This window comes from bacterium (genome assembly GCA_026708015.1).
Lineage (GTDB): Bacteria > Actinomycetota > Acidimicrobiia > Acidimicrobiales > Bin134 > Poriferisocius.
On sequence record JAPOVT010000023.1, the window covers coordinates 1 to 19,979 of the forward strand.

The 19,979-nt window shown below is 64.8% G+C and carries 22 protein-coding genes and 3 tRNA genes; 11 read left to right on the forward strand and 14 right to left on the reverse strand.

All coding sequences use genetic code 11. The features are described 5' to 3' along the window. Positions 1-213: 213 nt before the first annotated feature. From OXG30_04920 to OXG30_04950, 7 genes are all read right to left on the reverse strand, one after another. Positions 214-927 carry an ABC transporter ATP-binding protein gene (locus tag OXG30_04920; protein ID MCY4134242.1) on the reverse strand — a complete coding sequence of 238 codons (714 nt, stop codon included), beginning with the start codon at positions 925-927 and terminating at the stop codon, positions 214-216. Positions 928-1,003: 76 nt separating this feature from the next. Continuing rightward, the gene (locus tag OXG30_04925; GenBank protein MCY4134243.1) at positions 1,004-1,795 is read right to left on the reverse strand and encodes an ABC transporter ATP-binding protein; all 792 of its coding nucleotides are present in this window, start codon (positions 1,793-1,795) and stop codon (positions 1,004-1,006) included. Next, the gene (locus OXG30_04930; protein MCY4134244.1) at positions 1,792-3,690 is read right to left on the reverse strand and encodes a branched-chain amino acid ABC transporter permease; all 1,899 of its coding nucleotides are present in this window, start codon (positions 3,688-3,690) and stop codon (positions 1,792-1,794) included. Before OXG30_04930 ends, OXG30_04925 begins: the two co-directional genes overlap by 4 nt. Continuing rightward, complete coding sequence (locus OXG30_04935) at positions 3,687-4,790, reverse strand: branched-chain amino acid ABC transporter permease (protein MCY4134245.1); 1,104 nt, start codon at positions 4,788-4,790, stop codon at positions 3,687-3,689. The genes OXG30_04930 and OXG30_04935 overlap by 4 nt, the downstream gene beginning before the upstream one ends. A gap of 31 nt (positions 4,791-4,821) precedes the next feature. Next, positions 4,822-6,093 (reverse strand): branched-chain amino acid ABC transporter substrate-binding protein, encoded by a 1,272-nt coding sequence (locus tag OXG30_04940; GenBank protein MCY4134246.1) that lies wholly within the window; start codon positions 6,091-6,093, stop codon positions 4,822-4,824. Positions 6,094-6,238: 145 nt separating this feature from the next. Further along, a complete protein-coding gene (locus OXG30_04945) occupies positions 6,239-7,423 on the reverse strand; it encodes an alpha-hydroxy acid oxidase (GenBank protein MCY4134247.1) in 1,185 nt (394 codons plus the stop codon). Then, on the reverse strand, positions 7,420-8,379 hold the full coding sequence (locus tag OXG30_04950; protein ID MCY4134248.1) for a 2-dehydropantoate 2-reductase: 960 nt from the start codon (positions 8,377-8,379) through the stop codon (positions 7,420-7,422). The genes OXG30_04945 and OXG30_04950 overlap by 4 nt, the downstream gene beginning before the upstream one ends. A 79-nt stretch (positions 8,380-8,458) precedes the next feature. On the opposite strand from OXG30_04950, the gene OXG30_04955 reads away from it, so the two are divergent. Further along, positions 8,459-9,145 carry a class II aldolase/adducin family protein gene (locus OXG30_04955; protein ID MCY4134249.1) on the forward strand — a complete coding sequence of 229 codons (687 nt, stop codon included), beginning with the start codon at positions 8,459-8,461 and terminating at the stop codon, positions 9,143-9,145. A 47-nt stretch (positions 9,146-9,192) separates the two neighbouring features. Here the strand turns inward: OXG30_04955 and OXG30_04960 are convergent, their stop codons facing one another. Next, on the reverse strand, positions 9,193-9,534 hold the full coding sequence (locus tag OXG30_04960; GenBank protein ID MCY4134250.1) for a hypothetical protein: 342 nt from the start codon (positions 9,532-9,534) through the stop codon (positions 9,193-9,195). Positions 9,535-9,566: 32 nt separating this feature from the next. On the opposite strand from OXG30_04960, the gene OXG30_04965 reads away from it, so the two are divergent. The 5 genes from OXG30_04965 to OXG30_04985 are packed head-to-tail and all read left to right on the forward strand — an operon-like array spanning position 9,567 to position 12,825. Next, complete coding sequence (locus OXG30_04965) at positions 9,567-10,457, forward strand: phytanoyl-CoA dioxygenase family protein (protein MCY4134251.1); 891 nt, start codon at positions 9,567-9,569, stop codon at positions 10,455-10,457. 24 nt (positions 10,458-10,481) lie between these two features. Then, positions 10,482-10,949, forward strand: a complete 468-nt coding sequence (locus OXG30_04970) for a VOC family protein (GenBank protein ID MCY4134252.1) — start codon at positions 10,482-10,484, stop codon at positions 10,947-10,949. A gap of 19 nt (positions 10,950-10,968) precedes the next feature. After that, positions 10,969-12,084, forward strand: coding sequence for an isopenicillin N synthase family oxygenase (locus OXG30_04975; GenBank protein ID MCY4134253.1), 1,116 nt, complete (start codon positions 10,969-10,971; stop codon positions 12,082-12,084). 40 nt (positions 12,085-12,124) lie between these two features. Beyond that, positions 12,125-12,412, forward strand: a complete 288-nt coding sequence (locus OXG30_04980; protein ID MCY4134254.1) for a type II toxin-antitoxin system Phd/YefM family antitoxin — start codon at positions 12,125-12,127, stop codon at positions 12,410-12,412. Further along, a complete protein-coding gene (locus tag OXG30_04985; GenBank protein ID MCY4134255.1) occupies positions 12,409-12,825 on the forward strand; it encodes a type II toxin-antitoxin system VapC family toxin in 417 nt (138 codons plus the stop codon). Before OXG30_04980 ends, OXG30_04985 begins: the two co-directional genes overlap by 4 nt. 82 nt (positions 12,826-12,907) lie before the next feature. On the opposite strand, the gene OXG30_04990 is transcribed toward OXG30_04985, so the two are convergent. The 3 genes from OXG30_04990 to OXG30_05000 form a co-directional block, all read right to left on the reverse strand. Continuing rightward, positions 12,908-12,983, reverse strand: a tRNA-Phe gene (locus OXG30_04990). A gap of 13 nt (positions 12,984-12,996) precedes the next feature. Beyond that, positions 12,997-13,071: transfer RNA gene (locus OXG30_04995), tRNA-Asp, on the reverse strand. A gap of 65 nt (positions 13,072-13,136) precedes the next feature. Beyond that, positions 13,137-13,209: transfer RNA gene (locus OXG30_05000), tRNA-Glu, on the reverse strand. Positions 13,210-13,307: 98 nt separating this feature from the next. On the opposite strand from OXG30_05000, the gene OXG30_05005 reads away from it, so the two are divergent. Next, a complete protein-coding gene (locus OXG30_05005; protein MCY4134256.1) occupies positions 13,308-13,772 on the forward strand; it encodes an NfeD family protein in 465 nt (154 codons plus the stop codon). A gap of 9 nt (positions 13,773-13,781) precedes the next feature. After that, entirely contained in the window at positions 13,782-14,720 is a 939-nt protein-coding gene (locus OXG30_05010; GenBank protein ID MCY4134257.1) for an SPFH/Band 7/PHB domain protein, read from the forward strand. A 4-nt stretch (positions 14,721-14,724) separates the two neighbouring features. Here OXG30_05010 and OXG30_05015 read toward each other — a convergent pair whose 3' ends face one another. From OXG30_05015 to OXG30_05025, 3 genes are all read right to left on the reverse strand, one after another. After that, positions 14,725-15,201: a DUF2017 family protein gene (locus OXG30_05015; GenBank protein MCY4134258.1), complete on the reverse strand. Its 477-nt coding sequence runs from the start codon at positions 15,199-15,201 to the stop codon at positions 14,725-14,727. Between the two features lie 61 nt (positions 15,202-15,262). Then, positions 15,263-15,571: an ATP-dependent Clp protease adapter ClpS gene (gene clpS, locus OXG30_05020; protein MCY4134259.1), complete on the reverse strand. Its 309-nt coding sequence runs from the start codon at positions 15,569-15,571 to the stop codon at positions 15,263-15,265. Continuing rightward, positions 15,568-16,479, reverse strand: coding sequence for a COX15/CtaA family protein (locus OXG30_05025; GenBank protein MCY4134260.1), 912 nt, complete (start codon positions 16,477-16,479; stop codon positions 15,568-15,570). The genes clpS and OXG30_05025 overlap by 4 nt, the downstream gene beginning before the upstream one ends. Before the next feature lie 132 nt (positions 16,480-16,611). Between OXG30_05025 and OXG30_05030 the strand changes: the two genes are divergently transcribed. The 3 genes from OXG30_05030 to OXG30_05040 all read left to right on the forward strand — a co-directional run bounded on the left by OXG30_05030 (position 16,612) and on the right by OXG30_05040 (position 19,928). After that, positions 16,612-17,580 carry a heme o synthase gene (locus OXG30_05030; protein MCY4134261.1) on the forward strand — a complete coding sequence of 323 codons (969 nt, stop codon included), beginning with the start codon at positions 16,612-16,614 and terminating at the stop codon, positions 17,578-17,580. A gap of 108 nt (positions 17,581-17,688) precedes the next feature. Beyond that, entirely contained in the window at positions 17,689-19,332 is a 1,644-nt protein-coding gene (locus tag OXG30_05035) for a cbb3-type cytochrome c oxidase subunit I (GenBank protein MCY4134262.1), read from the forward strand. After that, positions 19,332-19,928: a cytochrome c oxidase subunit 3 gene (locus OXG30_05040; GenBank protein MCY4134263.1), complete on the forward strand. Its 597-nt coding sequence runs from the start codon at positions 19,332-19,334 to the stop codon at positions 19,926-19,928. The genes OXG30_05035 and OXG30_05040 overlap by 1 nt, the downstream gene beginning before the upstream one ends. Positions 19,929-19,979: the final 51 nt, after the last annotated feature.

A 19,979-nucleotide genomic window follows, 5' to 3' on the forward strand; every position in this document is an offset into this window, starting at 1 on the left:
GACCACATCAAATGAAAACCATCACGACCGGTTACACAAAAAAACTGACAGACCCTAATCAGCACAATGCGGAACAGCGTCTTGACTCGACTGAGTCCCGCTTCTGGATAATCCACATCCAGCCGTGCCGGGTAGCTGTCGCCGATACCGCTTGTAATTGCTTGGCTGTCAGACATGTCTTCCTCCTACTGCCTTCGCCGATTAGGAACAATCCTACTGCTCAGCAGTGCCTAGGTAGGAGGCTTGTAGGTCGGGGTGGGCTAGGAGGTTCTCTGCGGTGTCGTCGAGCACGACCCGTCCGGTTTGCAGCACCCACCCTCGGTCGGCGATGGACAGGGCCATGTTGGCGTTCTGCTCCACCATAAACACGGTCAGCCCGGCTTGGTGGATCTGCTGGATTAGCTCGAAGTTCTGCTGCACCAGGGCGGGGGCCAAGCCCATCGAGGGCTCGTCCATCAACAGCACCCTCGGATTGGCCATCAGGGCCCGTCCGATGGCCACCATCTGCTGCTCGCCCCCCGACAGCGTTCCCGACTTCTGGTTGAGCCGCTCCTTGACCCGGGGAAACAGCTCGAACACCCGTTCCAGGTCGGCCGCAATCTGATCGGAATCGGTGCGCAGGTAGGCGCCGAGATCGAGGTTCTCGCGCACGGTCAGGCGCTTGAACAGCCGGCGGTTCTCCGGGACCATCGTTACTCCCATCGCCACCCGCTCCCGAGTGGGCTGATGGGTCACCACCTGTCCGTTGACCTTCACGTCGCCGGTAGTGGGCTTCACCATGCCGAGGATGGTCCGCAATGTGGTCGACTTGCCGCTGGCGTTGCCGCCCAGCAGGCACACCAGCTCGCCGGAGTAGATGGCCAGATCCACATCCTTGAGGATGTGGACGGCCCCGTAATGGGTGTTCACTCTTCGGAGCTCAAGCACAGGCTCGGATTGGACGGATACAGGCTGACCCGGAGTCGGGGAGTTGGTGTCGGGCGTGTCGGAGCTCATCGACTGCTCAACTCCCATCGGCCGATTGGCCCAGATAGGCCTCGATCACCTGCGGGTTGGCCGACACCTCGGCGTAGGTGCCCCGGGCGATGGCCTCGCCGTGGTCCAGCACCACCACCCGGTCGGAGATGTCCCGCACCACCGACATGTCGTGCTCGATGAGCACGATTGTGTAGCCCATCTCGTCGCGGAGCTTGCCGATGAGCTGGGTCAGCTCGGCCGATTCCACCGGGTTCATGCCCGCCACTGGCTCGTCCAACAAGATCAGCTTGGGGCTGGTGGCCATGGCCCGGGCGATCTCCAGGCGGCGGCGGTTGGCATACGACAGAACCGAAGCCGGCTGGTCGAATCGGTAGCCGGTGAGCCGGGTGCCGAAGAAGCCCAGCACCTCTTTGCCCCGGGCCCTCACCTGCTCTTCCTCGGTGCGGAAACGGCGTGTTTGGAGTAGGGCGTCAAGCATCCGCTGGCGGGTGCGGCAATGCTGGGACACCATTACGTTCTCCAGCACCGTCATGTTGGCAAACAACCGCACGTTCTGGAAAGTGCGGGCGATGCCCCGGGAGGTGATCTTGTTGGGGTCGAGCCCCAGCAGCGACCGGCCTTCGAAAGCGATCTGCCCTTCGGTGGGCTTCACCATCCCGCTGATGGCGTTGAAGAAGGTGGTCTTGCCTGCCCCGTTGGGGCCAATCACCGCCACGATCTCGCCCTCATCCACGGTGAAGTCCAAATCGTTGATGGCGTGCAGGCCACCGAACACCACGTGCAGCCCGGTGATCTTCAGCATCGGCTGAGAGCTCATGGCTTCTCGCCTTCTGAGCGGTCTCCGCCACCGCCGCCGGTGGCATCGTCGGCTTCGGCTTGGGCCCGCAGCCAGGCATCCTGATTCATCTCGTCGATGTGCAGCCCCCGGGTCCTTCGAACGCTGGGTATCAGGCCCTCGGACCGTTGAAGCATCATCCACACCAGCAACGCGCCGTAGATCAAGATCTTGTACTCGGCGAACTCCTGAAGGAGCCCCGGTTGGTTGGGTCCGCCCAAGACGCCGATGAGCACAACAGCGCCAGCGATGACGCCGGGGATGTTGCCCATGCCCCCGAAGATCACCACCACCAGAATCACGATCGACACGATGATGGCGAAGCTGTGGGGGAAGACCGACCCCACTTTGGCCGACAAGATGGCACCGCTGAACGACCCCAGCACGGCGCCGGTGACGAACGCCATGAGCTTGGCGCTCACCGTGTCCACCCCCATGACCTCGGCCACGGTCTCGTCCTCCCGGACAGCCATCCAGGCTCGGCCGATGCGGGAGTTCTCCAGCCGCCACGAAACGTAAATGGCGATGGCGCAGAAGAACAGCACTAGATACAGCACCGACCGAGGTTCGAACCCCCGCACTGTGGTCAGTCCTAACACCTCCACACCGGGAATATTGGTGATCCCCTGGGCACCGTTGAATGTTCCCGATAGCCAGTCGGACAGGAGCAGAATTCGGATGATTTCGCCGAATCCCAGTGTGACCACGGCCAGATAGTCGCCCCGCATTCGGATCACCGGCGCGCCGATGAACAGCCCCACCAGCCCGGCCAACAGCATGGCGATGAACAGGGCGCCGAACCACGGCATCTCGGGGCTGAACCGGGGTGATCCGGGTGAGGTGAGCACGGCCACGCTGTAGCCGCCCACTGCGAAGAAGGCCACGTAGCCCAAATCGAGGATCCCGGCCAGCCCCACGATGATGTTGAGCCCCAGCGCCAACAGGATGAACAGTCCCACGTTGGCCAGCAGTTCATTGGTGAGCCGCCCCAAGAACAGCGGGAGCACCACGACAGCGGCGATGACGAGGGCATAGCCCAGCAGCCGTCTAGAAATCAACCGCCGCCATAGCGCTTGACTCCTGTCGGATTCACCGGATGCGGCTGGGCTCTGTCGCCTGCCAACCAACTCAGCCCGCATGAGGGAAGCCCGATAAGCCGAGATCCCGCTCACTACCGCGACGGCGGCCACGGCCACGACGATGGCTGCGGGGTAGGTGAGGCCGCGTTTGGGTCCATAAAGCCAGTCGGACACCGCCTCGATATGGAAGCCCTGGGACAAATCCGTGATCACGCTCTCCAGCACCGCCGCCCCGAACACCGTCAATCCCACGGTCACTGCCGTTCGGGCGATTCTGGTGCTGGCCCAGTGCATTCCCCCGCCCAGCGCCCCGGTGGCCGCCCCGATGAGGGGCCAGATGACCGCGCCCAGCCACACCGACTCCTCGAACAGCAAGATCGCCAGAAGCTGGGGACTCCAGTTCACCAGCGGGTCGCGGATGTCCAAGTGGGTGATCCCCACCACCAAGAGGGTGAGTCCGGCGTTGCCCAATAGCCCGGTGATCGCCCCGGCCAAAACGTCACGTCCACCCCTGGCGTACGCCGTCATCCCCTCCAGCACCTGCTCGCGGCCAACCCAGTAGCTCACCACCAGCGGCAGCCATATCAGCGACAGATAGCCGAGGCTCAGGATCGGGTCGATCAGCAGACGCCGGTCGAAGTTCACCGGCATGCCGCTGAGGGCGATGAACACCTGCCCCAGCGCCAATATGGCCCCCGCCCGCACCAGCTTCTGCCAGTCTTGGTCCAGCAGTCGCCGACGGCTGGCGGCATCCGTCGTTGCACCCTGGGTGGCGGGGAATTCCCCGGTCACGGTCATGTCCGCTCCTCAGAGGGGAGCCGCTCGCCGAAGATGCCGCTGGGCCGCACCAACAACACGATGATGAGCACGGCGAAGGCTACGGCGTCGCGCAGCTGTGAAGGCCCGCTCACCCCCAGAGGCTCCAGGATCATCAGCGGACCCAGTGATTCGGCCACCCCGATGGTGAGGCCCCCGGCCATCGACCCTCCGATGTTGCCGATCCCGCCTACCACTGCGGCGCTGAATGCCTTGATACCGGGCAAGAATCCCGCGGTATGGAGCACGCTGTTGAACAACAGCCCCCACAAAATGCCTGCCACCCCGGCCATGGCCCCGCCGACGGCAAACGTCTTCACGATGATGCGGTTCACGTCGATGCCCATGAGTGAGGCAATCTCAGCGTCTTCAGCCACCGCTCGCATGGCCTTGCCGGTTTTGGTCCGCTCCACCAAATACCACAGCCCGACCATGGTCACAGCAGCCACCGCCAGCACCAGGATCCGGGTGCCTTGGATCTCCAGAAACGTCCGCTTCTCGGTGAGCCACTCGGGCATCCTTGGATACGACTTCGTACCCGGCCCCAGCAAGACCAGGATGAAGTTCTGGAGGAAGAACGACACCCCGATCGACGTAATGAGCGGAATGAGCCGGGGTTTGCCCCGCAAGGGGCGGTAGGCCACCCGCTCCATGATCATCGCGGTGACCATGCAAACCACCATGGAGAGAAACACCACCAACAGCAGGCAGAGAACGAAGTTGCTCTCCCAGGCGCCTGCTTCAGCCAGTTTGCTGGAGGTGACCGCCCCGGTTACCGCACCGATCATGAAGACTTCGCCATGGGCGAAGTTGATGAACCCCAGCACCCCGTACACCATCGAATAGCCCAGCGCGATCAGCCCGTACATGGCCCCTTGGGCCAGTCCGGCCACCACCAGATCCCGAAACTGCCTACCGGTCAGGTTGAGGGCATCGGGGTTGACCCATCGGGCAAACGGGTTGTTGGCGTCGATGGCCTGGGCAATGAACGCCAGCAGGCCCGCGCCGATGAGTGCCAGAGCGGCAATTCGAAGGAAGGTGAGGAACCAGTCGACCCGAGTGCGTTGTTTGGCGGTGCTCATCGCGCAGAGCGTCGACTACGACGCCGTTTCGCTAGGGATACGCGTAGACGACGTTGTTTTTGCTGGCCTCGATGTTGGCTGCGCTCTGGTGGAAGATCACGGTGATCTTCTGAGAGGCGCAGTCTCCGAACTCGTCGCAGTTCAGGGTTCCGGTGACTCCGTTGTAGCCGCTCACCGCATTGAGGTACTGGCGGACACCGGCCCGGTCGATATGCAAGTCGCCGTCCTCCACCCAGGATGCGGCCGCGATGGCGTCCAACAGCAGCGTGGTGGCGTCGTAGGAATGGCCCCAGAATGCGGCTGACGGCAACTCACCGTAAGCCGACTCATAGGCGTCCAAGATCTGATCGGCGTTGCGCCCGGTGCCCTGGTTCACATTGGTGCCGAAGCGCAGGTCGGGACCGGAGAAGTACATGCCCTCGGAGTCGGCCAGTTCCAGGAAACCGTCCACCAACATGCCGTCGGCGGCGAGCAACTGGGTACCTTCCAGGCCCGAGACAGTGGGGGCTTGGGCGGCCACGTGGTCGCCTTCAGGCGGGAAGATGGGAAAGAACAGCGCACCGGGCGATCCGGTGGCCAACTCGGTCAGGGCGGGCACCATATCGGTGTCGCCCTTGTTGATGCCGACGATACCGGTGGTCGTTCCTCCGATTTCCTCATAGGCGTTGCTGAAGGCCTGGGCTAGTCCCTGGGTATAGGGGTCGCCATCGTGCATGGCCGCCGCGGCGGAAATGCCGAGCTCTGAATACACGAAGTTGGCCATGGCCGCGCCCTGCACCAAGTCATTGTGAGCGGTGCGGTAGTAGCCCGCGTTGTAGCTCTCACCGGCGTTGCCCTCGAAGTCGGAGGTGAGGGCGGGAGAGGTGTTGGACGGCGAGATCATGACCATGCCCGCCTGGGTGACCAGGGGGGAGGCGGCAACCGCAGCGCCGCTGCAAGAGGTGCCGATCACGCCGATCACCTGCTCGTCGGCCACAATCGTCTGGGCCGCAGCCTGACCGCCCTCGGCAGAGCAGAGGTCGTCGAGGGGGGTGCCAAGGTCGACGGAGAAGCCTTGGATGTCGCCGTAGTCGGCGATGGCCAGCTCGACGCCTCGCTGGTTGGGCAGGCCGAGGAAGGCAACGGGGCCGCTGATGGCGTTGAGCGAGCGAATCTGGATGGACTCGCCCTCGGGGACGGTGACGACGCCGAGAGAGCCGTCGCCGACTTCGGGGGCAGCATCGTCGTTGCCGCAGCTTGCTGCCAGCAGCGAGAACACGGCCAGCAGGGCGACCACCACGGTGAAGGCCCTGCGAGAACCCATAGTTTTTCCGAGAATTTTGAGCCGATCCATGACAGCCCCTCCTTGCCCTATGCCTTTTGACCTATAGCTACCACCAGCGTAAGCCCACCGCATACCTGAGGCAACAAAGGCATACAGAGCTGTATCCGACCGGCATCGCGCCCGGTCAGGTCACTAGATCGGGGCCGATGCCGTCGAAGCGGGGACGACCCACCAGCGCCAATGTGCGGTCGATGTCGGTGCGGTAGATGTCGAGCATGCGGGCCACTCCGGCCTCGCCGTCCACCGCCAGTCCCCAGAACCAGCTCCTTCCTCCCATCGCGGCCCGCGCGCCCAGGGCCCGGGCCTTCACCACATCGGCACCCCGCTGGCAGCCGCCGTCCACCAGCACCTCGGCCCGGTCGCCCACTGCTTCGGCGATCTGGGGAAGCACGGCGAAGGCCCCCGGTACCGAGTCCAATTGGCGACCGCCGTGGTTCGACACGATCACCCCGTCGGCCCCCCACCGCACGGCAGCCTCGGCGTCGGTCACAGTGGTCACCCCTTTGATGAGCAGCGGGCCGTCCCATTCCCGCCGCAACCAGGCCACGTCGTCCCAGGTGCGGGACGGGTCGGCCAGCTCCCGGTCCACGTAGGCCCCGATGGCGCTGGCGTCGTCACCGATGCCCAACTCCACCAGGCTGCCGAAGGTGATGTCGGGGCCGGTCACCAACTGGCGCAACCACCGCAGGCGGCGGGCGGTGTCCAGCGCGCTGTTCCAGCGGATGCGAGGGGGCAGCGACATGCCATTGCGCAGGTCGCGCTCCCGCTTGCCCACCACCGGCACGTCCACGGTCAGCACCAGTGCCTCGTAACCGGCGTCTCGGGCTCGGTTCACCAGCGATCGCACCACCTCGGGGCTCTTCCATAGGTAGAGCTGGAACCACCGCCGGCCGTTGGGGGCGGCAGCGGCGATGTCCTCCAGGGGGTAGCCCGATCCGGTACTCACCGCGTACACGGTGCCCGCGGCCGCCGCCGCACGGGCCGCGGCCAGCTCGCCCTCGCGGTGTACCAGCGTGGCCAAACCGGCGGGGGCCAGCAGAAACGGCAGCGACACCGGCTGGCCCAACACGGTGGTGGACAAATCCCGCTCGGCCACGTCCACCAGATAGCGCGGAGCCAGCTCCACCTTGTCAATGGCCGCCCGGTTGGCGGCGATGGTCAGCTCGCCCTCCGCGCCGCCCTCCACGAAGTCGAACACCATCTTGGGGAGCCGCCGACGGGACTCCTCTCGGAAGTCGTCGTAGGTGTGCCACCGACTGGCCCCCTTGGGGGTTCGGGCCAGCATCCCGGGCAGGGAGCGCAGCTTCACGAGTTTGCTGACTCCCCGGGCATGGCCGCGGCCAGCAGCCGGGTTACGGCCAGCAGCGTGGGAACCTCAAGTCCGTGGCCGTCGGCGGTCTCCACCAGGTCGCCGAACACCGCCTGCACCTCGAAGGGCCGTCCCCGGTCGATGCTCTGCAAGATGGACACCCGCACCTCGGTCTCCCCGGCCGCCTCCATGTCCTCGCCCACGGCTTGGAGCCTCTGATGGGCTTTCGCCCGGCTCTCCTGGGTGAGCGCCCGAATCTGAAACGGGCCGTGGCCATCGATCAGCTCTACTCCCTCCGCCGCGGCGATGGACGCCCCTTCGCAGGCCAGGTCATAGAACACGTCCCGGGTCTCGGGCATAAGGAAAATCCGGTGATACACCAGCCGGGTCAGCCCCACCACCCCCATGGCGGCAGCGGCCAGCACCCCCTTGGACCACAGCGCCGGGGCGATGTCGTCGTGTACCTCCAGCTTGCGCCCGGGCAGGGCTTGGGCGATGGTCGCCGCCGTGCCCGGTTCTGTGGTGGGCAGGTCGCCCAGCAGGGTGGGGCCGTCAAAGGAGTGGAAGGCGTGGCCGGGCTCGCCCAGTGTGCCGCCCACCAGCGACACGCATCCCACCGCGGCAGAACCGAAGCGGGCCACCATCGGCTCCGCTTGGCGCACCCCGTTCTGTACCGAGAAGGCGGCTTGCGCGCTGCCCCGGTAGCCGCCCAGGAGATCTGCGTTGTTAAACGCCTTGCTGGCCAACAGCAGGATGTCGCAGTCGCCGGCATCGGTGGGATCGGAGACGGCCTTGACCGCCACCGGCGGCCGGCTGTCGATGCGCAGGCCGCTCCGGTTCACGGCATCGGCATGGGCCGGGCGGGCCACCAGGGTCACCTCGGCCCCGGCCTCGGCGAACCACGCCCCGTACACCGATCCCAGCGCTCCGGCGCCCAGCACGACGACATTCGTCATGGGCACACTTGTCATGGGCACATTCGACGTTGGCAGACTCGTCGTTGGCTAGCTCTCATCTGTGCCATACCCTAGAGCCATGACTGCTCCGGAGATTGTTCACGACATTGTGTTGGCCTGTCGAGCTCTCACCGTTCGAGGGTGCGACACCGGCATCGGCGGCCATGTCAGCGTGCGGGCCGACGGGGAGGACGCCTTTTGGATCAACGCCTTCGACCGGACCCTGGGCGAGATCACCGCCGACGACGTGATGAAGCTCGACTACGACGGCAATCTGCTGGAGGGCAACCGGGAGGTGAGCCTGGGATTCGAGTTCCACGCCGGTGTGTACCAGAACCGCCGCGACGTCAATGCCATCGTCCACAGTCACGGCCGGTGGATCACCGCGTTGGCTTCGCTGGCCCGGCCGCTCAAGATGCGTCACAACCTGTGCTGCATCTTCCACGACGACCAGGTGTTGAGCCCCGACGACCGCTTCGAGTCCATCGGGCCGGCTATCGAGACCAACCACACCGTGATCATTCCCTGGCACGGGGCCATCACCGTCGGGGCCACCCTGGCCCGGGCCGCGGCACTGCACGCTACCCTGGAAGACCAGGCCCAGCTCGACGTGACCCTCGAGCCCACCGACGCCCCCGAGATCCCCGAGCACCTGCGGCTCGGTCTGAAAAAGCTGGTGGACGACCAGGCCGGCTACCTGGAGCAGACCTGGACCCTCATGCGCCGCCAAGGCCGGCGCCACCTGGCTGCGCATCCCCAGGGTTGAAGAAGGGTGCTGGCCAAAGTCCCCACCGGCTAGGGGACTAGGCGCAGCTAGGCCAGATCAGCCATGGAGGCCAGTTCGTAGGGTTGGCTCACCAACCATTCCTTCCAACCGGCAGTGCCGAACAACTCGTATTCGTCGGTGCGGACGTGGAAGGAGTCGGGCTCGATCACCTCGATCTCGGCCCCTCCCGGCGAGTTGGGATGAAAGGCGCAGAAGACAAGGCTGTCGTCGAGATCGCCGAGCATCCTCTGGTAGTCGGGCGGCTCCTGCGGTGGTCGGGAGAAGTCGGTTTCCAGCACCAAATCGAACACTGGCATTCCCGCCGCCCGAGCGGAGGCCGCCGCGGCCTTGATGCCCTCGTCGTCGGCGTGTATCACCAGTCGAGTCACAGTTTGGAAATTAGCCCGCTTACCATCTTGTCGTGGCCCTGAGTCATTTCCCGCCCACTGCCGACCCGGCCGAGGTAAGCGATCACTTGAGCCGCTTCGGCTATGCCATTGTCGACGACGTGGCCGACGCGGCCACCATGGACCGGCTCCAAGCCGAGGCCATGCCCTACATCGAGACCTCCGACGCTGGCCGCGATGAGTACGACGGCCGGTTCACCCGTCGCACCGGCGCCCTAGTAGCCCGCTGTCCCACGGCCCGCGAATTGATCATGCACCCCGTGATGGTCGGCACCATCAGCCACTTCCTCAGCCACGTGAGCGCGGTGCAGCTGCACCTCACCCAGATCATCTCGGTGGAGCCGGGGGAGACCCGCCAGAAGCTGCACCGTGATGAGATGGCCTTCGACTTCTTCCCCTTTGGCGCCGACTACCACGTGCAGTGCAACACCATGTGGGCGCTCACCGACTTCACCGCGGCCAACGGCGCCACTCACATCCTGGCCGGCTCCTCGGGACTCTCTGATGCCGAGTCCTTCGAGCTAACCGATGCCCAGGCTGAAATGGGCCGGGGCAGCGTGCTGTTCTACGACGGCAAGGTGCTGCACGGCGCCGGGGCCAACACCAGCGGCAGCGTGCGCCGGGGGGTGAATATCACCTACGCCGTGGGCTGGGTGCGCCAAGAGGAGAACCAGTACCTGGCCTGCCCACCGGAGATCGCCCGCACCCTCGACGACGACCTGCTGCGAATGATGGGCTACACCCAAGGAGCGTTCGCCCTCGGCTACGTCGGCGACCAGACCGACCCCTTGTCAGCCCTTCGCGGCGGCACCGCCAAGGCCAAGACCATCGGGGCAGTGGCCCAGTTCAACGAAAACGCCCGCGAATTCGTCACCGACATCGACGACCTCGAGGAGTCGGGCTAGTCCTTACCGGGCTACCGTGCTGGCATGGCTTTGATCACTGATCCCTTTCATAGCGGCATTGTTGTGGCCGATGTCGAGGAGGCCATGGCCGAGATTGCGGCCTCTACCGGGATGACCTGGCACTCGTTGCAGTCCCTCGATCTGAGTTTGCTGGTGGACGGTGAAGTGGTGTCCACCAGCGTGCGCTTCACCTACTCGGTGGAGGGCCCGGTGCAGCTTGAGCTGGCCGACGGCCCCAAGGGTTCGTTCTGGGATGTCGAGCTCTACGGCGGGCTCAACCATCTTGGCTATTGGACCGAGGACCTTCACGGCGACATCGCCGCCTTGCAGTCCGGGGGGTGCGAGCTGATCTACGGCGGCGCCGCCGAGGGCGGCGGCCTAGAGGGGTTTGCCTTTCTGGTGCCGCCCGCCGCGGGGATGAGGATCGAGCTGATCGACGTGGCCATGCGCCCTGCCTTCGACCGCTGGTTCGCAGGCGGGGAGTTCGGCTGAGCTCTGAGGGTTTGCTGCGATGACCGCTACCTTGGGCCAGGTGAGCGCACCGGCGGCGTTCGATCAGATCCCGGTGGTGGATCTCGGCCCTTTGTCGGGGTCGCGGGTCGAGCGGGAGGCCATCGCAGAGGAGCTGTGCCGGATCTGCCACGAGGTCGGCTTCCTGCTGGTGGTGAACCACGGGGTGTCCAGCGGGTTGAGCGCCGGAATCTTCGACATGATGCACCGGTTCTTTGCCCTTACCGAAGAGCAGAAGAAGCTGATCGACAAGCGCTGCTCCCGGCATTTCCGGGGCTGGGAGCCGGTGGGGGCGGAGTACACCAACTACCGCCCCGACATACGAGAGCAGATCGACTGGTGGACCGAGTGGCCCGCCTACCCCGTTGACATCGAGCCCTACTATCTGCGCCTGCTGGGTCCCAATCAGTGGCTGCCCGAAGACGTTCTGCCCGGCCACCGGGAGCTCACCAATCAGTGGTTCGACGAATTGGGCACCCTGGCCAATCGCCTCATGGGGGCGCTCTCGCTGGGGCTGGGGCTGGGAGAGCACTACCTGGAGCAGTATTTCGGTAGCCAGACCATGTCGCTGGCCAAGCTCATCCACTATCCCCCCACCCCTGAGGGCGAGGCCGGGGTCAACGCCCACCACGACACCGGATTCTTGACCGTGCTCGACCCCGGCCCTACCGCCGGTTTGCAAGTGCAGAACCAGGATGCCCAGTGGATCGACGTGCCCTCGATTGAGGGGTCGTACGTGATCAATTTGGGCGAGACGCTCCAGGCCATGACCGGCAACTACCTGGTGGCCACCGCCCACCGGGTGATCACCACCGAAGAGCGCTACTCGGCGGGCTACTTCCACGGCCCCTCGCTAGACGTCGCCCTGGCCCCGCTGCCCCTCGACGAGAAGTTCGCCGCCGCGGTGGCCGCCAGCCCGCACCACACCACAGCCGGATTCATGGCCAGTATCGCCGAGACCGAGGCCGGCGTGGCCGATATGTCCAGCTCCTATCGCCCCTCTACCTACGGCGAGCAGCTCTGGAACTACTTCTCCCGCAGCTACCCCGAAAACGTCGCCGCCCACTACGGCGGAGAGCCGTCGGATCCGGTAAATAAATATGGCTATAGCTACTAGCTATGGCTATATTTGAACATAGCTACTTGGAGGTTGTGGCATGGCAGCGAAGCAGCGCACGATTGCAGCCGGAGAGTTCAAGAATCGGTGCCTGGCACTGATGGACGAGGTGAACGAGACCGGCGAGGAGCTCGTGATCACCAAGCACGGCAAGCCGGTGTCGCGACTGGTTCCGGCGGAAAACCCGAAACCGCAAATGTGGGGTCGGTACAAGGATCAGATTCGCATTGTGGGGGACATCATGTCACCTGCCGTCCCTCTCGAAGACTGGGAGGTCATCAGCAATCCCGACCGGGTGCTAAACCCTGATCTTCCACTTAAAGAGTGATTCTTCTCGATACCCACATCCTCCTGTGGCTTGTCACAGCGACGACCCGCCTTGGGACGGTGGCTCGGAATGAGATCCAGGGGGCCTGGGATCGGGGTGAGGCAGCGGTATCTTCGTTCACGTTTTGGGAACTTGCGCTGCACTACAGCAAAGGTCGCCTCGAATTGGACACTCCTCCCCGTATTCTCTATCGAAACTGGATAGCCGACGGGCTGAGGACCGTTCCCGTGGATGACGAAATTGCTATGCGGTCGGTGGAACTCGGCGCGGATGGATTCCATCCCGACCCCGCCGATCGCGTCATCACCGCCACCGCAATCCTGGGCGGTTACAGATTGGCCACCGCCGACCGCGCCATCACCGAATGGGCCGAGCGAACCAGGCTCGTCTCGATCCTCGAGCCCGAGACTTGAGAGGACACAGAATTGGACTCCCACAAAGAAGACGGCCCGGAGCGGGGTTGGGCTTCGCTCCGGGCCGTGGTGGGGGGGTGGGTGGTGGTCGGGACCGGCGTCGATCCGGTGACCTTCCGCTTTTCAGGCGGACGCTCTGCCAACTGAGCTACCCGACCATGTTCTGTTGTGCGGTCCCGACGGGATTTGAACCCGCGACCTCCGGCTTGACAGGCCGGCGTGCACTCCAAACTGCACCACGGGACCCTGATGTCGCTGCCCCGGAGGGCAGTGTTGTCGCCGCCCGCTATAAAACGATGCGCCGAACCTTGCACCCCCAACGGGATTCGAACCCGTGTTACCGCCTTGAAAGGGCGGCGTCCTAGGCCGCTGGACGATGGGGGCTCTCGACCTGCGAAGGCCGATTTACGTTAGCAGCCCTCTCTGGCGGAACCGCATCGAAAAACAGATACCATGATCCCGAACCGCGAAAGGAGCACAAGGTGGAGAACGAGGTCTGGCGCTGGCTCTGGACGTGCTCCGCGGTGGTTTTCTCGCTGGCCGAGGTGTTCACCGCCGGATTCTTCCTGCTCCCCTTCGCCATCGGCGCGGCGGCGGCGGCGGTGCTGGCTTGGGTGGACGCCCACATCCTCTGGCAGTGGCTGGTCTTTTTTGTGGGCAGCGCAGTCAGCTTCGTGTACTTGCGCCGGTTCGTCCGCCGCCTCGACGACGATGAGCAGCCCCGAGTGGGCGCCAACCGGCTTATTGACGCCCACGGCAAGGTGATCGAACGGGTCGACGACGACGAGCAGACGGGCATGGTCAGAATTGGGGGCGAAGAGTGGCGGGCGGTTGCCGCCGAACCCATTGAAGTCGAAACTCGGGTCATGGTTACCGAGATTGACGGCACCCGCCTGGTGGTCGTCCCCGTCCCTCAAGAACAAGCAACTGAGAGCACAGAAAGCTAGGTATCAGCCATGGAAGCTGTAGTCGCCCTATTCATCGTCATCGCGTTGGCGCTCATCCTCATAGCCGCGCTGGGAATTCGCATCATCCGCCCGTATGAGCGGGGCCTCATCGAGATGCTGGGCCGCTACCAGCGCACGGTGGACTCCGGCTTGCGCTGGATCCTCCCGTTCGTGCAGCGCATCAGCAAGGTGGACATGCGAGAGCGGGTCATCGACGTGCCGCCCCAGGAGGTGATCACCAAAGACAACGTGGTGGTCACCGTCGACGCGGTGATCTTCTTCGAGGCCACCGACCCGGTGAAGCTCAAGTACAACGTGGGCAACTTCCAGCTGGCAGTTACCAAGCTGGCCCAGACCAACTTGAGAAACGTGATCGGCGATCTGGACCTCGATGCCGCCCTCACCTCCCGGGAGCTGATCAACGGCAAACTGCGCCAGATCCTCGACGACGCCACCGACAAGTGGGGCACCCGAGTGGTGCGGGTAGAGATCCAGCGCATCGAGCCGCCGCCCGATGTCACCGAGGCCATGCACCGCCAGATGAAGGCCGAGCGCGACCGCCGGGCCATCGTCACCGAGGCCGAGGGAGAGAAACGCTCAGCCATCTTGCGGGCTGAGGGCCAAAAGGAAAGCCAGATTCTGGAGGCCGAAGGCGAGGCCGAGGCCATCAAGCGGGTGGCCGACGCCGAGCGCTATCAGTTCGAGACGGTGGCCCAGGGCGAGTCCAGCGCCATCGAGCAGGTATTCGGCGCCATCCACACTGGCGACCCAACCCCCGATCTGATCGCCATCCGCTACCTGGAGGCACTGAAGAGCGTGGCCGACGGCAACGCCACCAAGATCTTCCTGCCCCTCGACACCAGCGGCCTCACCAACGCCATGGCCTCCCTCTCGGAGATCGCCCGTGCCGGCCAGGGAGAACCGGCGGCTCTGGCTGTGGAGGAGTAAGCGCCTACAGCTCGGAGATCGATGCCTCCACCAAGTGCTCCAGTAGCCAGCCCAGGTACCAGTAGGCCGACCGAGCCACCGACTCCGGATCATCCTCGTCGGCTTCGTCAAACTCGTCGTCCTCGGTGACCCCCAGGCGGGTGCCCAGCACCAGCCGGATGTCGTTGACGGCTCCCATCCAGGCGGCGAGCTGTTCCTGATCCAAGACGGTGGCTTCGGCGAGTTCGGCCACGATGTCCAATCGGGACAGCCTCTTCATCACCAGTTCGTCTCGCACCATTCCCTGAAACTCGGCCTCGGCGTCGGGATCGTCGGGCCGAGCAGTGGGGAACAACCGGGCCAGCATCTCGTCGGCGGGATCGTCGGCCAACAGCCCCCGCAGATCGGGGACGATGGCGGCGATGAGTGCCCTCTCCTCGTCCCGCAGGTCCAGGCGGTAGGTCCCGTCCTCGTTGGGCTCTATCGGCCGCCGCGGGGCCATCAGATTCTCGTCCTCGAATCGTGCCCAGATGTTGAGGCGGGCCAGATTAGTCGGGCAAACATCAGCCGTCGTGCTCCATGGTGGCCCACAAGCCGTGCTCGTGCAGGCGAAAGACATCCATCTCCGCCTTCTCCTTGGGGCCGTCCGACACCACGGCCCGGCCCTTGTAGTGAACGTCCAGCATCAACTGGGTGGCCTTCTCCTTGCTGTAGCCGAACAGCTTCTGGAACACGAAGGTCACATACGACATCAAGTTGATGGGGTCGTTCCACACGATCACCTTCCAGGGCCGGTTGGGCCGCACGTCGGTGTCATCGGTGGTCTCTCTCACCTCCGAGGGCGCAATCTCGACGGGCGCGGCGGGGGTCATGCCGGCACGGCCTGGGCGAGGTCGGCCTCTGCCCGCACGAGCGGGCCTCTCACGTTGAGCCAGAAGAACACGGTGACTATCCACAGTAGGGCAGCACCGGCGATGTGGGCGCCCACCAGCAGCACCGGCACACCGGTGAAGTACTGCACGTACCCGATAAGCCCCTGGGCCAGAGCCACCCCCAGCACGGTCCGACCCCAGAGCTGAGCCCGCTCGGGTGCGCCCCGGTGACGCAGCCACCACACCAGCCCGGCCAACACCACCAGCAGCACCACCACTGTGGTCCCGTGTATCTGGGCCACATCTCTCACGGCCACGTCGATGCGCTCGGCGTCCTCATCGCCGCTGTGCGGCCCGGCCCCGGTGACGATGGTGCCGGTAACGATCACCACCGAGGTGATGGCCACGACCGCATTTCCCATCCAATGGGGCCGGGGTCGGGGCTCGCTTTGACGCTCGTAGTCCTCCGATGACCGCCAGAGCAGGACCACCGCATTCCACAACAGCACCATCGACAACAGGAAGTGGCCTATAACCAGCGCCGGAGGCAGCTCGTAGAGCACGACCAATCCACCCAGTACAATCTGGGCCAGCACCCCAGCCACCAAGCCCCACGACAGCCACACCAGATCAGCCCGCCGCGGCGCCCGCCAGTGGGAGCCCAGCACCGCAGCAATCACGATGGCCGAGACCAGCCCGGTGATGAGCCGGTTGATGAACTCGATCATGGCGTGGGTTTCCAACGGAGCCACCAGCTGGTCGTTGTCGCACGCTGGCCAATCAGGGCAGCCCAGCCCTGATCCGGTGAGCCGGACCGCGCCCCCGCTCACGATGATCAAGGCCAAAAGGGCCAGCGCCCAAATGGTGATCTTGCGATAGGTAGCGGGAGAAACCCGGGGTTGGATCACGCTCCGAATTGTACGGGTCGCCTGTGACAGTCGGTCATCCCAAGCTGGGGGTTTTCAGGTCGATTGTCGCGGGCAAAGGGCATCCCCGATACCTTGGCCTGCCCTGCGCCGAAACCGTACTCTTGGCTGGTCATGGGTGTTGCCCGCTTGTCTCCCCGCAGCCGCACGCGCGTTGCCGAACCGAACACAAGCCCCGGTATCAGCCCTGCCCGCCCTTCCTCCCGCAATCCCCTGCGCTCGGTGCGGGCCTATGTATCACTCACCAAGCCCCGCATAATCGAGCTGCTGCTGGTCACCACGGTTCCCACCATGGTGGTAGCCGATCGGGGAATTCCTTCGGTGTGGCTGATGGTGGCCACCGTTGTCGGCGGGACACTAGCCGCCGGCGGGGCCAACGCCATCAACATGTACGCAGATCGCGACATCGACCGCCTCATGGAGCGCACCAAGAACCGACCCCTGGTAACCGGCGAGATCGCCCCCGTTCGAGCACTGGTTTTCGCCATTGTGCTCGAAGCGCTGGCCTTCGCCTGGCTGTGGGGATTTGTGAACCTGCTCAGCGCGGTTCTGGCAGTGTCAGCCACCGCGTTCTATGTGTTCGTTTACACGCTGTGGCTGAAGCGCACCTCCTCTCGCAACATCATCATCGGCGGGGCCGCCGGGGCCGTGCCCGTGCTGGTGGGCTGGGCGGCGGTCACCAACAGCCTCGACTGGGCGCCGCTGGTGCTGTTCGGCGTCATCTTCTATTGGACTCCACCCCATTTCTGGGCCCTGGCTATCCGCTACCGAGACGACTACCGGGCGGCCAACGTTCCCATGCTGCCCGCCGTGGCCAGCACTCGCACCACCGCAGTGCGGATGATTGGCTACACCGTGGTTCTGTGGGGGCTGTCGGTGCTGTTCAGCACGGTGGGCAAGATGGGCCTGGTGTACTTGGTGAGCGCCGTGGTGCTGGGAGCCGTCTTTTTGTACTACGCCGTCCAAGTGCTGCGGACCCAGGAAACCGCGTCGGCGATGCGGTTGTTCTCCTACTCCATTACCTACATCACGCTGCTGTTCGCAGCGATGGTTGTCGACCAGGTGGTTCGCACCGGTGTTTAAGGCAGATTTCCGCCAACCCCTGTCACCCATTGGGCAGAGTTGTCTGATGCGAGATACAGCCAGGTCGCTGTATAAAGTTCCGACCCAAATCCGCCTTCGTGGAACACGATGACCCTCACCGAGACTAGGCCAGAAGCAGAAGCGGTCGCGGCAGGCGACGACTCAAGGCCGGCGACCCAGTCGTCGGCCCCCCAGTGGACCCCTCCGACCGGCTTGGCTCGAATCCTGAGCACCGGCGACCACCTGACCATCGGCCAGATGTATGTGGTCTTCTCGCTGATCCTGTCGGGGCTGGCCCTCACCCTGGGCATGCTGATGGGCATCGAGCAGGCTGACATCGACGGTGGCTTCGGTGTTTTCAGCAACGCCAACGAGGTCTTCCAGGTATTCGGCCTCTACCGGACCACGCTGATTCTGTGCGGTCTGGTGCCGCTGTTCTTGGGCCTGGCCACCGCGATTGTGCCCCGCCAACTCGGCGCCTCTTCGGTGGCATTCCCCCGCGCCGCGGCGGCAGCGTTCTGGACCTGGCTGGTGGGCGCTGTTGCCCACATCGTGGCCACCTTCTCCTACGGCGGGTTGGGCTCGGTGCAAGCCGGTGCGGCCCGCGAGCAATCAGTGGAGCTCACCGTCCTCTCGCTGGGCTTGATCGGCGTAGGCCTTCTGGTGGGGTCAGGGGTGGTGTTCACCTCCCTGGTCACCCAGCGCCCGGCGGGGATGGACCTGCTCCAGATGCCCGCTTTCTCGTGGTCGATGCTGGTGGCCACCGGGGTGTGGCTGTTCTCGCTGCCGGTTCTGTTGGCCAATTTGATGGTCTCATGGGTGGACATGCGAGGGGCCGACGCCCTGCCCTTCGGCGGGGGAGAAGCACCGTTCGATTTGGTGGCCTGGGCGTTTGACGCTCCCCAGATATTCGCCTGGACGATCCCGCTGCTCGGCATCACCGCCGAGGTGTTCACCTCCGCCCACCGCAGCAGCCCCAAGATGTTCGAGCCCATGGCCTTCATCGTGGGGGCCTTCGGCTTCTTCTCATTCGGCGCCTGGGCCCAGAGCTTCTTCGACAGCTCCGACCCCACCGCCACCGATGCCCACGTCGTGACCAACGAGGTGCTGTTCACCGCGTTCGCCCTGGCTATCGCCCTGATGGTGGTGGCCTACGGCGGTTGGCTGGCGTTCAACGCCTATTCGGCCGGACAGCGCCCGCAGATCACTCCGCAGTTCGCCCTGGTCACCGTGTCCGGCGCACTGCTGACCGCCGCGGCTGTGACCGGTGTGCTGCGGGTGGCCGAACCCGCTCTGGGCGTGCTGCGAGAGGCCGACGGCGACATCTGGCGGGGTTTCTTCGACGCCATGGACGACCTCGAAACCTCCAGCCTGGTCAACGGGTTGATGAATTTCGCGGTTCTGGCCGGGCTGCTGGCCGCAGTGGCCGGGCTCTTCCACTGGGCCCCCAAGATGCTGGGCCGCTCTCTCAACGCACCACTGGGGTTCTTGGCCGTGCTGCCGCTGGCCGGGGGCGCGATCCTCGTCGGGGCCACCGATGTGCTGAGCGGATTCTTCGACCAGCCAAACCGGCCCTTCGAAACCGGCAGCATTGGCGACATCGACGCGCTCGGCTTCGTGGAAGCCCTCAATGTGATCGGGTTGATCGGCTACATCGCCGTGCTGGGCGGTTTGGCGCTGGTGGCGCTGAACGTGGTCCGCAGCCTCGGCGCAGCCCCGACGGCCGAGGTCGAAAGTGAGGGGGCGGCCTGATGGCTGACATCCCCGTTGGAACTCCCCTGGCCGCTCCGCTGCCCCGCCAGCGCACCCTGCTGGTGGGCACCGTGTTCGGCACCGCCGCCACGCTCATGTACTTTGCCGGCCTGCTGGGTGTGTACTTGCGGAAGCGGTCCGATGTCCTCTCCGGGGGCGAGGAGTGGATCCCCTCTGGCGCAAACATCCAGTTGGCCCCGCCCACCGTTGCGGCGTGGACCATGCTCATGTCGGTGGTCACCATGCAGTGGGCGGTGTATTCCATTGCCCGCGACGACCGCGCCCACGCCATCATGGCCACTGCGCTGACCACCCTGTTCGGCCTCTCCGTGGTGGTCACAACCTCGTTCCAGTACACCGAGATGGGCTTGGTGGCCGACGAGTCGATCGCGGCTGTATTGATCTACACCATTTCGGGGTCGCACCTGGCCATGATCGCTGTCGGCTTGGTGTTCCTGCTCCTGATGGCCTTTCGGGCCCTGGGCGGCCAATACAGCAGCCGCCAAACCGACGGCTTCGTGGCCGCGTCCATCTACTGGTACGCCGTCGTATTCGTCTATGTCGTCATCTGGACGGCGATCTTCGTGCTGAAGTAGGCGCTCCGTGTTCACTGTTGAGTTGACTCCCCGCTATCGAAGCCAAGCAGG